Source organism: Nocardia yunnanensis (assembly GCF_003626895.1).
Classification (GTDB): Bacteria; Actinomycetota; Actinomycetes; order Mycobacteriales; family Mycobacteriaceae; genus Nocardia; species Nocardia yunnanensis.
On sequence record NZ_CP032568.1, the window covers coordinates 6,693,305 to 6,706,520 of the forward strand.

Consider the following 13,216-nt stretch of genomic DNA (forward strand, 5'->3'; position numbering starts at 1 on the left):
TGACTAGTTTTCGACGCCAGGTCCAGAGTCCCCGGCCGGTTCCCACGCTACGCGTACGATGGGCTCGTTCGTGGACGCGTCACCCCAGCTCAGAGCCGGCCAACTCGCGCGGGCTCTCAGGGGCTTCCCCTGAAACCACTTTCCGAGAGGCCGCAACGCGAAGGAGTCCCATGCGCGCGATCGTCGTCCGGGAATTCGGCGCCAAGCCCGAGACCGCGGATATGCCCATCCCCGAAGCCGGTGCGGGCCAGGTGCTGATCCAGCTGGAGGCGGCCGGGGTCAACCCGTTCGACCAGCGGATCATCGACGGCTTTCTGAACGGTCGACTGCCGCACGACTTTCCGCTGATCCCCGGCACCGACGGGGCGGGCACGATCGCCGCCGTGGGCGCGGGCGTGGACGATTTCACCCTCGGCGACCGGGTGGTCGGGAAGTTCCTGATCCCGCCGATCGGGCACGGCACCTTCGCCGAATACATCGCGGTACCGCACGACAGCGCGCTGGCCTTGGTGCCCGACGAGGTGACCTCGGTGCGTGCGGCGGCGCTGCCGACCGCGGGCATCACGGCCCTGGACCTCATGCGCGCCGCCCGCGTGCGGGACGGCCAGAAGATGCTGATCGTCGGCGCATCCGGCGGCGTCGGCTCGTATCTGGTGCAGCTGGGCGCGCTGGCCGGGGCCCACGTGCTGGCCACCGCCCGCCCCGACGACACCGACCGGATGATCCGGCTGGGCGCGACCGAGGTCGTGAACTACGGCCCGGCCATCCCGGCGTCGGTGGCCGATTCGGTGCGGACCACCGATCCCGGCGGCATCGACGTCCTGTTCGATCTGGTCTCCGCGCCGCCGGTCTTCGCCGACAATGCCGGCCTGGTGCGATCCGGCGGTGCCGCCTTCTCGACCATCGGCTCCGCCGACGAGGCCGCACTGCGGGCCCGCGGCATCACCGGCGGCAACCTCGAATCGAGCGGTGGCGCAGCCGAATTGCGGGAGCTGCTGCGGCTGGCGGCCACGGGCGACCTGATGGTGCCGATCAGCGCTATGCCACCCTTGTCGGAGGCCGCCGAGGTGCTCGGCGCACCGGGTGCGCGCGGCAAGACGGTGCTCGTCATCTGAGCCCCGCACCACCCGCCACCCGAACCTCGAGTTACACAAATCAACCAGCCCTCGGCTATATCCGTGCGACCTCCGAGTTTTCGGGGATACTTGACGCGGAGGGCCGCCTGGCAGCAGGCGATCCGGGGCAGCAGCAGAGGAAGGAAAGCTCGACGTCGTGGATGCGCGTTCGGCAGCGCTGGTCCGCGCAAACTTTCGGACAGTCGTCGAGGTCCCGCAGGGGCCCGAACGGCTGATCAGCGCGTTCTACGGTCACCTTTTCGCGGAGATTCCGGCCCTGCGGGAGCTGTTCCCGTCCGCCATGGACATGCAGCCCAAGCGGCTGGTCACCGCCATCCAATTCGTGCTCGACAATCTGGAGGACTGGGACCGCGCACAACGCTTCCTCGAGCAACTCGCGCGCGACCATCGCAAGTACGGGGTGGAGGCAGCGCACTACGACATCGCCGGACGCGCCCTGCTCGCGGCGTTCCGCAGCTACAACGGGGTTGCCAACTGGTCGCGGCCGCTGGAGGCGGGCTGGCGCGACATCACCATCCTGATCTCGGCGTCCATGGCCATCGGCGCGAATTCCGATAAGTCGCAACCCTATTGGGAGGCGACCGTGGTCGGGCACCGGCGGGTGGTGGACGATCTGGCCATCGTCCGATTGCAGACCGACACCCCGATCCCGTACCAGGCCGGGCAGTATGTGCCCATCGCCATTCCGCAGCGGCCCAAGATGTGGCGCTACCTGTCCCCGGCGATCCCCACGAACCCCTACGGCGAGATCGAATTCCATGTGCGCAAGGTGCGCACCGGCTGGGTGAGCCCGGCCATCGTGAACGAGACCCAGGTCGGCGACCGCTGGATGATCGCGGCCCCGCTGGGCGGACTGCACGTGGATCTGAGCCAGCGCAAGGATGTGCTCATGATCGGCTCCGGCACCGGCATCGCGCCGCTGCGCGCGCAGTTGATCGAGATGGGCCGGCGCGGCATCAATCCGCGCGTGCACCTGTTCATGGGCGGCCGCTACCCGTGTGATCTCTACGATGTGGAGAACATGTGGCAGCTCTCGCAATCCAATCCGTGGCTCACCGTGGTCCCGGTGTGCGAGAACGAGACCAATCCGTGGTGGCATCCCTATCCGCCCGCCGAGACGCCGTTCGGCATGCACCGGCGGCTGATCGGCAATCTGGGCGCGGTGGTGGCCAGCTTCGGCGCGTGGGCGGACCGGCAGATCCAGATCGCCGGGTCGGCGCGCATGATCGCCGACACCAAGCGAGCGCTGATGTCGGTGGGCACACCGCTGTCGGCGATAAGCTCGGATCCCGTGTGACCCGCCTCGCGCGACGCCCAGTTGCCTTGGGGTACTCGACTTTTCGATGATCAGGAGTTGGCGTTGACGATCGGCCCGGACGAGACCGGTGCGCTGCCGCTGGGTGAGCAGACCGAATGGACCGCGACGGTGGTCGGGGCGCACCGGTTGCGCGAGGACACCACGGTGGTGCGGCTGATCGGCGAGTTCGTGCCGTTCGCGGCGGGGCAGTCGGTGGAGGTCCGCACGCCGCAGCATCCGAACATGGTGCGGCGCATGTATTCCGCGCTGCCGCCGTCACTGGACGGGAAACTGGAATTCCATGTGCGCACGGTGCCGGGCGGCTGGTGCAGCGGCGCCATCGTGGCCGATTCGCATCCCGGTGACGAATGGCGGATCAGCGCGCCCGCCGGCTGGCTGACGGTGGAACCCGACGCCACCGATGTGGTGATGATCGCCGACGGGGTCGGGCTGGCGCCGTTGCGCGCCCTGCTGCTGGATGTCTCGCGTCGTCCCGAACCGCCGCGCACCCACCTGTTCGTGGGCGGACGCTATCCGCGCGACCTCTACGCCTCCGACATGCTGTTTCTGCTGGCCGGTGAAATGCCTTGGCTGACAGTCATTCCGGTGGTTCAGGACGAGGAGGACCCGGGTCTGGCCGACCCCTTCTACGAGCAGTGCCGCGTGGACATCGGCTTCCACCCGGAGGAGATGATGCCGGGCACCATCGCCGACATCCCCGAACGCTTCGGCCCGCTCGACCACCATCAGATCCTGGTCTGCGGCGGCGCCGCCATGGTCCGCAACACCATCGACCAACTGGTCGAGATCGGCGCGCCCGCGGAAGCCATTCGCTACGAAGGGTTTTGAGCCGCCCGGTCAGAACAGCGGGTCGTGGCGGATGTTCTCGGTGGGGGTGCCCGCCGCCATGAGCCGGAACTTGGTGGTCTGCACCATCGACGGCGCGCCGACGATCTGGACATCGCGATCGTCCCAGGACCCGTGGCCGGCCACGATCTTGCCGATCTGACCGACCTTGCGCGGTTCCAGGCCCGGGAATTCCGGCGGCTCCTCGCCATTGTCGAAGTGCCACCACGGGTTCTCGTTCGATTCGGTGACCGGGTGGACGGTGAGCCATTTGTTGGCGCAGGCCAATTGGCTGAGCACCTCGAGATCGTAGAGGTCGCACGGATAGTGCCCGCCGACGAACACGTCCACCTTGGGATTGGAGCGCCGGGCGGTCATGGCCATGAGCTGCGCGCGCAGCGGGGCGATGCCGGTACCGCAGCCGACCATGAGCAGCTTGCGGCGGGTATTGCGCGGCACGCCGAGACCGCCCAGCGGCGACCCGATCAGCCACTGCTCACCGACGCGGGTGTGACCCACCATGGCGGGGCTGACCCAGCCGCCGGTGACGCCGCGAATGTGGAATTCCAACTCGCCGTTGGCATTCGCCGGGATGGCCGGGGACAGATACCGCCACATGCGGGGGCGGGAGGGAATCTGCACGCTCATGTACTGGCCGGCCGCGTACTGCATGGGCTGATCCAGCCGCAGCCGCACGACGGCCAGATTGCGCAGCACCTCGCGGTGTTCGATGACGGTGCCGGTCCACACCGGCGGGGTGGTCTCCTGCTCGGCCGCGCCGATCATGGTGTTGGCGATGATATTGATGCCCTCGTCCCAGGCGCGGTCGACCTCGTCGGTCCACAGCTCGGTGCCCGCGTACGCCGCCAGCGCGGATTTCAGTGATTGACACACCGCCGCATAGTGTTCGGCGACCACGCCGTACTTGCGATGGTCGCGCCCGAGCTGGGCCAGGAAGGGCAGCAGCCGCTCGGGCTCCTCGAGCCGGTCCACCACATAGGCGATGGCCTTGACGAGCCGGTCGCGCTGGGCGTCCAGGGCGGCGGGGAAGAAGTCCCGCACCTGCGGGTAGTCGGTGAAGAGGATGGCGTAGAACGATCGCGCGAGTTTCTCGGGGCCATCATCCTCCGCAGCAACCGACTTGAACGTTGTTCTAATCAATGCGACGGTGCGCGAATCCATTTGTGTCACAACCCCATTTCGCAATCGAACGCAGGCGTGACCGGCGAGTGAAGTGCTGCGGGACACTCGACAGCAGCCGTTGCTCAGCAAGTGTAGGCGAGGTTAGCCAGCAACGGAACGGGACGTTTCAATAACACGCCCTCTAATCCTCGAAAACGTGGACGTTGCGGGGCACCTGAGCCGAAAACAGACTGCTCAACTGGAACACGCCGGGCGACACGGGGTTACATCCACCGATCTTGGCTGATCCGTTTTGCAAGACTCAGTAAAGTAGCGATCTCGCCGCAACCCAGCACGCATTGATTTCCCTTGCAGCATACGGACAAAACTCATGATAGGTATCAATTCATAACCTACCGGTCTGTTTTTCATTAACAGACATAAAGAACTTCGCGAATCCCACAGTCCGCTAGAGCAACTCAGCACATTGTCCGCAACAATCGCAGCAGGGCGAACTCCGTGCACCGTCCGCCCGGCCCGCCCACCCGCCCCGCACAGCGAAGGGGCCCGGAGACGTGAGTCTCCGGGCCCCTTCGGTTTTCACTTCTCGGCGTCGGCCGCTACTGCGGCTTACGCCGATTGCGGGGCTGCCACACCACCAGCGCGGTGCTGGGCTGAGGGGTCAGATGGGCGGGCCGGTAGCCGGCCCGCAGCCTTTCCACCTCGGCGGTCAACTCCGACACCCGATGCTGCAGGGCCTCGACTTCGTTGGTGAGTTCGATGATCCGTTTGATGCCGGCCAGGTTCACGCCCTCGTCCTGGGACAGGCGCTGCACCTCGCGCAGCAGCTCCACATCCCGGTTCGAGTACCGCCGCCCGCCCCCGGAGGTGCGTTGCGGCGACACGAGACCCAGTCGGTCATAGGTGCGCAGCGTCTGGGCGTGCATGCCCGCCAGCTGCGCGGCCACCGAGATCAGGAAGTACTGGGCCTCGGTCTGCTTCGGATCGGAACTCATTACGCACCTGCCCATCCCGCACGTGGATCGAACCCGCTGGTCTTCTCCGCCTCCGCGTAGCGCCGCAGCGCCTCGGTGGCATTGTCGTCCAGCTTCTGCGGCACCGCGACCTTCACGGTGACCAGCAGGTCACCGGCGCCGCCGTCGCGCTTGGGCACACCGCGCCCGCGCACCCGCAGGGTCCGGCCGTCGGCGGTGCCCGGCGGCACCTTGACGCCCACGCGACCGTCCAGGGTGGGCACGGAAACCGTTGTGCCCAGCACCAGTTCGGCGTACGAGACCGGCAGCACCAGGGTCAGGTCGTCGGCATTGCGGCCGAACACCTTGTCCTGGCTGACGTGCACGGTGACGTACAGGTCGCCCGGCGGCGCACCGCGCAGGCCCGCCTCGCCCTGACCGGCCAGCCGGATCCGCTGCCCGTCGCGCACGCCCGGGGGAATGCGCACGGTGATGGTGCGGGTCCGATTCTGGATGCCGGTGCCGCGGCAGTCGACACACGGATCGTCGATGATCGATCCGGTGCCCCGGCAGTCCTCGCACGGCTCGCTGAAGCCGAACGCGCCCTGGTTGCGGCTGACCACGCCGGAACCGTTGCAGTGCGGGCAGACTCGCGGGCTGGTGCCAGGCTTGGCGCCGCTGCCGTGGCAGGTGGTGCAGGCGGCCGGGCTGGTCATGCGCAGCGGGACCGTCACGCCCTGGGCGGCCTCGCGGAAGCCCAGGGTCGTCTCGGTCTCCACGTCCGAACCGCGCCGCGGACGCGACGAGGTGCGGGTGCCACCGCGATTGAACAGTCCGCCCAGCAGATCGCCCAGGCCGCCGTCGGCGCCGCCCCCGGCGCTCGTGCCGAAGATGTCACCGAGGTTGAATTCGCCGGAGAACCCACCGCCCGGCTGGCCGTAGCCGGCCCCGGGGGTGAACCCGCCGCCGCGGCCGAAACCGCCGCCGGCGAACAGTTTGCGTGCTTCGTCGTACTCCTTGCGCTTCTCCGGATCCGACAGCACGGCATTCGCCTCGCTGACGGCCTTGAACCGCTCCTCGGCCTTGCTGTCCCCGGGGTTCTTGTCCGGGTGCAGGTCTCGGGCCAGCTTGCGGTAGGCCTTCTTGATCTCGTCCTGGGTGGCGCCGGAGGAAACACCCAGATCCTTGTAGAAGTCCTTCTCGAGCCACTCGCGATTCACCGGGCATCTCCTCCTTTCTGTGTCGATGGCGACGCCGGAGGCGTCTGTGTGTCGTTACTCGGCACCGGGGGCATCGGTGCCAGCGTTCTGCGAATCCGGCTGCGCCGCAGCCTGATCCGCCACCCCGTCGGTGACGCCGACCAGCGCGTGCCGCAGCACGCGATCGCCGAAGCGGTAGCCCTTGCGCATCACCAGGGCCAGCACCGGGTCCACGCCGCTGCCCTCGTGCTGCACGGCCTCGTGCAGGGTCGGATCGAAAGCCTCACCCTCCACACCGAATTCCTCGAGGCCCTGCTTCTGCAGGGCCGTGACCAGCTTGTCGGCGACGGACTTGAGCGGTCCGTTGTCGAGGTCACCGTGCGCGCGCGCCCGATCCAGATCGTCGAGCACCGGCAGCAGTTCGCTGACCACCGACGCCTTGGCGGTGTCGATGGTGACCTTGCGGTCGCGCTCGACCCGGCGGCGGTAGTTCGCGTACTCGGCCGTCAGCCGCTGCAGATCCGAAGTGCGCTCGGCCAATTCGGCCGTGATCGCGTCGGCCAGGGCGTCCTGGCCCGCGTCGGGAGAACCCTCGGCCCCCGCGGCCGCGGCGTTGTCCGCCGCGGCCTCGAAGTCCTCACCCGTCGCCGCGAAGCGCCCCTCGAACTCAGCCGGATCGATGGTTGGTTCCGGGTTCTGGTTCGTCACTTCTTCTCCGGCTCCTCGACGACCTCGGCATCCACCACGGTGTCATCGGACTCCGGCGCGCCCGCGCCGTTGCCCTGCGCGGCCTGGTCGGCGGCGGAGGCCTCGTAGATGGCCTGGCCCAGCGCCTGCGACTCGGTGGCGAGCTTCTCCACCGCGGACTTGATGACCGCGATGTCGGTGCCCTTCAGCGCCTCGTTCGCCTCGGCGATGGCCGCCTCGACCTTGGTCTTGACCTCGGCCGGGACCTTGTCCTCGTTGTCCTTGATGAACTTCTCGGTCTGGTGCACCAGCGACTCGGCCTGGTTGCGGGTCTCCGCCTCCTCGCGCCGCGCCTTGTCCTCGGCGGCGTGCGCCTCGGCGTCGCGCACCATGCGGTCGATCTCCTCCTTGGACAGGCCGGAGCCGTCCTGGATCTTGATCGTGTTCTCCTTGCCGGTGCCCTTGTCCTTGGCGGTCACGTGGACGATGCCGTTGGCGTCGATGTCGAAGGTGACCTCGATCTGCGGCACGCCGCGCGGGGCCGGCGGGATGCCGGTCAGCTCGAACGAACCGAGCAGCTTGTTGTGCGAGGCGATCTCGCGCTCACCCTGGAAGACCTGGATCTGCACGGACGGCTGGTTGTCGTCGGCCGTGGTGAAGGTCTCCGAGCGCTTGGTCGGGATGGTGGTGTTGCGCTCGATGAGCTTGGTCATCACGCCGCCCTTGGTCTCGATGCCCAGCGACAGCGGGGTGACATCGAGCAGCAGGACGTCCTTGACCTCACCCTTGAGCACACCGGCCTGCAGGGCGGCGCCGATGGCGACGACCTCGTCCGGGTTCACGCCCTTGTTGGGCTCCTTGCCGCCGGTCAGTTCCTTGACCAGGTCGGAGACCGCGGGCATACGGGTCGAACCACCCACGAGCACCACGTGATCGATGTCGCCGACCGAGATGCCGGCGTCCTTGATGACCGAGGCGAAGGGCTTGCGGGTGCGGTCCAGCAGATCGGAGGTGATCTTCTGGAACTCGGCGCGGGTCAGCTGCTCGTCGAGGAACAGCGGGTTCTTGTCCGCGTCCACGGTGATGTAGGGCAGGTTGATCGAGGTCGACTGCGAGGACGACAGCTCGATCTTGGCCTTCTCGGCGGCCTCGCGCAGCCGCTGCATGGCCATCTTGTCCTTGGTCAGGTCGATGCCCGAGGTGCCCTTGAACTTGTCGACCAGCCAGCCGACGATGCGCTCGTCCCAGTCGTCGCCACCGAGGTGGTTGTCACCGGAGGTGGCGCGGACCTCGACGACGCCCTCGCCGATCTCCAGCAGCGAGACGTCGAAGGTGCCGCCGCCGAGGTCGAAGACCAGGATGGTCTGTTCCTTGTCGCCCTTGTCCAGGCCGTAGGCCAGCGCCGCCGCGGTCGGCTCGTTGACGATGCGCAGGACGTTGAGGCCCGCGATCTGGCCGGCCTCCTTGGTGGCCTGGCGCTGCGCGTCCTCGAAGTAGGCGGGGACGGTGATGACCGCGTCGGTGATCTCCTCGCCGAGGTAGGCCTCGGCGTCGCGCTTCAGCTTCATGAGCGTGCGCGCGGAGATTTCCTGCGGGGTGTACTTCTTGCCATCGATCTCGACCGTCCAGTCCTCGCCCATGTGGCGCTTGACGGACCGAATGGTGCGGTCGACGTTGGTGACTGCCTGGTTCTTGGCGGGCTGACCGACGAGCACCTCGCCGTTCTTGGCGAACGCGACGACCGAGGGGGTGGTGCGCGAACCTTCCGAGTTGGCCACGACGACCGGTTCGCCGCCTTCGAGAACGGCGATGACAGAGTTCGTGGTCCCGAGGTCGATACCGACCGCACGAGCCATGGTGGTTCCTCCTGTGTTGACGTACCTGAGTGCCAGCGGCACTACATCTCAGAAACTCTGAGCGTGGTCGGCTCAATCCTGCACCCGCCGGCGGCGGCGCGCAACTCCAACTTGAGTCCAACTCACTCAACCTTGCTGATCTGTGCCAACGAGAGCCCCACGTCATCTATTCCGCGCGCCACAAAAAATCTCGGCGGATTTCGTGACCGATCGATCAGGGGTGAATCAGCTGGGCGGGTAGATCGCCATGGGCTCGCCCTTGGCGGTGACCCGGAACCAGCCGCTGGTGGAACCTTCGGCCACATAGACGGAGACGACCGGAGCGCCGTCGGTACCGCGCGCGATCTCGATATGCCCGATCTTGCCACCGGGCACCCCGGCCGATTGCGGCGCACCCGCCAACAGCGCCGCGATCCTGGGGAGATCCAGCGCGGCCAGGTCGAACCGGTCGACGCCCGGGGATCGGGCCACGTCGTTGTAGTCGTGAAAGACCCCGTCGTAGCGGATATAAGCGTCCCGCTGCGCCGTGGGATTCGGGCGACGCTGCACCACCACGTGGGTGGGAAACAGCAGCACCTGATCGGCCTGCGTATCGCCGAAATGCCCCTGGTAGCGGCGACGAAACTGGCCAGCCCCGGGCCGGTGGTCGGGTCCGGCAGCGCGGGTTTCGGTGCGGCCGAACGGGATACGCAGCCCGCGAACGCGCCCAGCACGGCCGCCGCGATCACGACCGCGGCGGCGACCTTCCAGCGGGTCGACGGGCCGCGCCGATTCGCCCGCAGCACCGGCGAATTCACCAGATTGCGGGGAATCTGGAGATCCGACAGGACCGGGTCCAGATCACCGAACGTGGTGGCCGCCATGGCCTTCGCGGTCCGCTGCCCATGCTCGGCGGCGGTCAGCTCACCGGAATCCCGGGCGGCGTCGAGCAGCGCACAGGCGTCCACCCGGTCGGAGTCGCGGGCCCGCAACCCCTGGGAGCGTGCATCAGCCATGATCTCGCCTATCCGCCGAACGCCTGGACGCGCACGAGCCGGCCGTCGGGCGCGGCGTCGAGGTAACCGTTCTCGCTGATCTTGTTGCCCACATACATGCGGACGACGGGGCCGGCGGCGGTGCCCAGGATGTCCAGGTAGTTGACGACGCCGTCGGTCACCTTCGTCAGGGCGGGCGCCTGGCCCATCAGCGCCACCACGGCGGGCACGTTCAGCGCGCTCAGATCGACGGTCGGGGTCTGCGCGGATCGGGGCCGCGTCGGCTGGTCGCTCTGCGTGAACCCGCCCCGATAGTCGTACACCACCGCGTGATTCGGCTGCGGTGCGCGCGTCACCACGCCGTAGGTGGGGTACAGCACCACCTCGTCGGCGACGCCATCCCCGAACGTGGCGCGATAGGCCTGCACGAAATAGCCGATGCCCTCGACGGTGTCGAGCTTCGGATTCGGCAACACCATCGGCTTGATCACGCCGATGTCGACCGCGGGCGGTCCGGCGGGCGGCGTCCCGGGCCGATCCACCGCGACGAAGGTCCCCACCGCCACCGCGATGCTGAGCGCGGCGATACCGGCGGCGAACCATTTCTCCCGGCGCGAACCGGGTGGGGCCGGATCGGCGGGGGCGTCGGCGGACCGCTGGAGATCATCGGTCAGCTGCGCGAGTTCGCCCAGAGTCCTTGCGCCCCCGGCCAGTTCGGTGAGGGTCCGGTGGTCGTCGGCACTGAGCTGGCCGTCGGCGAGCGCGGCGTCGAGCAGCAGGCAGGTGGCCTGGCGATCGCTGTCGCGGGCCCGGGTGCCGGGTGGATACCCGCCCGCGGCGCGACGGCGCGACCGCTTTCCGGGCGCGGCGAAATCGGCGGTCTTGGCGTTCGGTTGCAGATCCTCGGTCAGCGTGCGCAGTTCACCGAGGGTCTGCGCGCGCTGCGCCTGTTCGGACCGGCGGTGGTACTCCTCGACCGCGAGCTCGCCCTCCTCGTAGGCGGCGTCGAGCAGCGCCCGCGCGTTGACGCGGTCGAGGTCGCGCGCCCGCATCCGCCCGGACGCGGCCGCGTCCCCGGCCGATCCGGACGTTCTCGAGCTCACGCGGGGATCGTAAACGGAATCCGGTCGCCTCGCGCGTCTTCCGGGCCCGGGATCGGCCGGTACTCAGACACGCCCGGGTGCGGGGCCGACGCCCGAAATGCCGGGTATCGCGGCGGTCGCCCACGAAGATCGGGACAGTCGATTTCCGCTGGTGAGGAGGCTCGATGCAGGCAAGGTTCGGTATCTCGATCCCGCCCGTCGCGGCCGCGCTGCCGGATGTCATCGATATGGCCGTGGCCGCCGATGCCGAGGGCCTGGATCTGGTGGGCATCCAGGATCACCCCTACAACGCGGAATTCGGTGACGCGTTCGCGGTGATCGGTGCCTGCCTGGCGGCGACGGGGCTGGTCAGCATCTATCCGGGGGTGGCGAATCTGCCGCTGCGGACCCCCGCCATGCTCGCAAAACAGGCTGCCACCTTCGACCTGCTCAGCGGCGGCCGATTCGAATTGGGTTTGGGCTCCGGCGCTTTCGAGAGCGGCGTGATCGGCATGGGCGGCCCGGCGCGCAAGGGCCGGGCGGCCCTGATGGCGCTCGCCGAGGGCATCGCGATCATTCGCGCGGAATGGCGTCCGGGGCAGCTGGTTTCGGTGGTGGGCACCGAATACACCGTGCAGGGCATCGAAGGCGGCCCCGCGCCCGCGCACGATATCGGAATCTGGCTCGGCGCGATGGGCCCGCACGCGCTGGATCTGATCGGTTCGGCGGCGGACGGATGGGTTGCGCCGCTGCCGAATTGGATGCCGTGGGAGCAGTGGGCCGACGCCAATGCCCGCATCGACGCGGTGGCGCGATCGGTGGGCCGCGACCCGCGCACCATCACCCGGCTGGCGGCACTCCCGGGTGTGGTGAGCGATCGCCCCCTGCACCCCCGCCCCCGCGGCTCCGACCCGATCCACGGTTCGCCGCAGGAGTGGGCCGACATCATCGTGTGGCTGGCTCGCGAGGCCGGCTTCGACACCTTCATCTACTGGCCACCCGGCTTCGACGTCGATCAGGTGCAGCGCTTCGCGCGGCAGGTGGTGCCGCTGGCGCGAAACCTGTTGGGCGACGGCTGAATCATGCGCCGCCGCCTCTTCCATTCCGTGCGGTCCTCGACGAAGGACAGGACGGTGATGGTTCACTCCAGCAAGGGGAAGCGGCCGGAGCGCAGCAAGCCGACGATGGCTTCCATCTTCGCTTGCGGCGCAGCGTAATCCGGGTGGGCGACGAGGACGGCGGCGGCATCGTGCAGTCGGATCATCTGCTGTTCGGCCTCCGCCACGCCGCGGCCGCCGGGGGTGACCGGATGCGTGGCGAAAGCGGGTCGCCGGGGATCCACCCGTCCCAGTTCCACGGCCTTCTCGACACGTCGCGAGCAGCGGCAGAACGCGTCGGGATTGGCTAGGCCGCAGGTCGATCGGAGAAAATTGCCGAGCCGCCGCTTGGCTCGCTCCACACGTTTGCGATAGGCGGCGGGGGACGCGTCGACGATCCAGGCGGCCTCCTCGGAGCTCACCTCGAAGACATCGGAGAGCACGTAGGCGACCCGTTCGTCGCGGCTGAGGCACTGCAACATGGCCTGGCTGCAGTTCAAACGCGTCTCGTGGGTGAGCAGAGCGGCCTCGGGCCCGCGGTAGTCCTCGTCCGCCAGGCCGTCTCGCAGCCCCTCCCCGAACTCGTCGAGGCTGAGCTGCTGCGCTTCCTGCGGCGTGCGGCGCTTCAGATTCAGCAGATAGTTGACGCCGATGCGATACGCCCAGGTGGTCAGCTTGGCCTCGCCGCGGAAACTCGCGAGATTGCCGACCACCCGCAGCAGGATCTCCTGGGTGGCGTCCTCGGCGTCGGCGGGCCGCCACACCATGCGCAGCGCCAGCCGGTAGATCGGATCCTGCAGCAGCCGAACGACATCCGCGACGGCGGCGCGATCACCCCCGGCCGCCCGCGCCACGAGCTCGCGTTCCTCGGTATCGGATCCGGTGTCCATGCCGCCAGCATAGGGATCGCGGGGCGGTGGTGTCCCGCCCCGCGATCAGCCCTGCC

Annotated in this window: 12 protein-coding genes and 1 pseudogene; 4 read left to right on the forward strand and 9 right to left on the reverse strand. The window is 68.4% G+C overall.

The window, feature by feature from the left end; genetic code table 11:
• The first annotated feature begins 170 nt into the window (after positions 1 to 170).
• The 3 genes from D7D52_RS31365 (at position 171) to D7D52_RS31375 (ending at position 3,282) form a co-directional block, all read left to right on the forward strand.
• Positions 171 to 1,115 (forward strand): NADP-dependent oxidoreductase, encoded by a 945-nt coding sequence (locus D7D52_RS31365; RefSeq protein WP_120742154.1) that lies wholly within the window; start codon positions 171 to 173, stop codon positions 1,113 to 1,115.
• Positions 1,116 to 1,272: 157 nt separating this feature from the next.
• Positions 1,273 to 2,433: an FAD-binding oxidoreductase gene (locus tag D7D52_RS31370; RefSeq protein ID WP_120742156.1), complete on the forward strand. Its 1,161-nt coding sequence runs from the start codon at positions 1,273 to 1,275 to the stop codon at positions 2,431 to 2,433.
• Positions 2,434 to 2,496: 63 nt separating this feature from the next.
• Positions 2,497 to 3,282 (forward strand): FAD-binding oxidoreductase, encoded by a 786-nt coding sequence (locus D7D52_RS31375; protein WP_120742158.1) that lies wholly within the window; start codon positions 2,497 to 2,499, stop codon positions 3,280 to 3,282.
• 9 nt (positions 3,283 to 3,291) lie between these two features.
• Here D7D52_RS31375 and D7D52_RS31380 read toward each other — a convergent pair whose 3' ends face one another.
• The 8 genes and pseudogenes from D7D52_RS31380 to D7D52_RS31410 form a co-directional block, all read right to left on the reverse strand.
• Entirely contained in the window at positions 3,292 to 4,461 is a 1,170-nt protein-coding gene (locus tag D7D52_RS31380) for a globin domain-containing protein (RefSeq protein WP_120742160.1), read from the reverse strand.
• A gap of 560 nt (positions 4,462 to 5,021) precedes the next feature.
• On the reverse strand, positions 5,022 to 5,417 hold the full coding sequence (locus tag D7D52_RS31385) for a heat shock protein transcriptional repressor HspR (protein ID WP_120742162.1): 396 nt from the start codon (positions 5,415 to 5,417) through the stop codon (positions 5,022 to 5,024).
• On the reverse strand, positions 5,417 to 6,595 hold the full coding sequence (gene dnaJ, locus D7D52_RS31390; protein ID WP_120742164.1) for a molecular chaperone DnaJ: 1,179 nt from the start codon (positions 6,593 to 6,595) through the stop codon (positions 5,417 to 5,419). The genes D7D52_RS31385 and dnaJ overlap by 1 nt, the downstream gene beginning before the upstream one ends.
• 54 nt (positions 6,596 to 6,649) lie before the next feature.
• The gene (gene grpE, locus D7D52_RS31395) at positions 6,650 to 7,282 is read right to left on the reverse strand and encodes a nucleotide exchange factor GrpE (protein ID WP_120742167.1); all 633 of its coding nucleotides are present in this window, start codon (positions 7,280 to 7,282) and stop codon (positions 6,650 to 6,652) included.
• Positions 7,279 to 9,117 (reverse strand): molecular chaperone DnaK, encoded by a 1,839-nt coding sequence (gene dnaK / locus D7D52_RS31400; RefSeq protein ID WP_120742169.1) that lies wholly within the window; start codon positions 9,115 to 9,117, stop codon positions 7,279 to 7,281. The genes grpE and dnaK overlap by 4 nt, the downstream gene beginning before the upstream one ends.
• 225 nt (positions 9,118 to 9,342) lie before the next feature.
• Positions 9,343 to 9,693 carry a hypothetical protein gene (locus D7D52_RS39590; protein WP_120742171.1) on the reverse strand — a complete coding sequence of 117 codons (351 nt, stop codon included), beginning with the start codon at positions 9,691 to 9,693 and terminating at the stop codon, positions 9,343 to 9,345.
• A gap of 248 nt (positions 9,694 to 9,941) precedes the next feature.
• A pseudogene (locus D7D52_RS40465) lies at positions 9,942 to 10,112 on the reverse strand (DUF1707 SHOCT-like domain-containing protein); the annotation flags it as partial.
• Between the two features lie 8 nt (positions 10,113 to 10,120).
• Positions 10,121 to 11,194: a DUF1707 SHOCT-like domain-containing protein gene (locus D7D52_RS31410; RefSeq protein WP_162958670.1), complete on the reverse strand. Its 1,074-nt coding sequence runs from the start codon at positions 11,192 to 11,194 to the stop codon at positions 10,121 to 10,123.
• Positions 11,195 to 11,358: 164 nt separating this feature from the next.
• On the opposite strand from D7D52_RS31410, the gene D7D52_RS31415 reads away from it, so the two are divergent.
• Entirely contained in the window at positions 11,359 to 12,252 is an 894-nt protein-coding gene (locus D7D52_RS31415; protein ID WP_120742175.1) for an LLM class flavin-dependent oxidoreductase, read from the forward strand.
• Positions 12,253 to 12,314: 62 nt separating this feature from the next.
• On the opposite strand, the gene D7D52_RS31420 is transcribed toward D7D52_RS31415, so the two are convergent.
• Positions 12,315 to 13,160, reverse strand: a complete 846-nt coding sequence (locus tag D7D52_RS31420; RefSeq protein ID WP_120742177.1) for an RNA polymerase sigma factor — start codon at positions 13,158 to 13,160, stop codon at positions 12,315 to 12,317.
• Positions 13,161 to 13,216 lie beyond the last annotated feature (56 nt).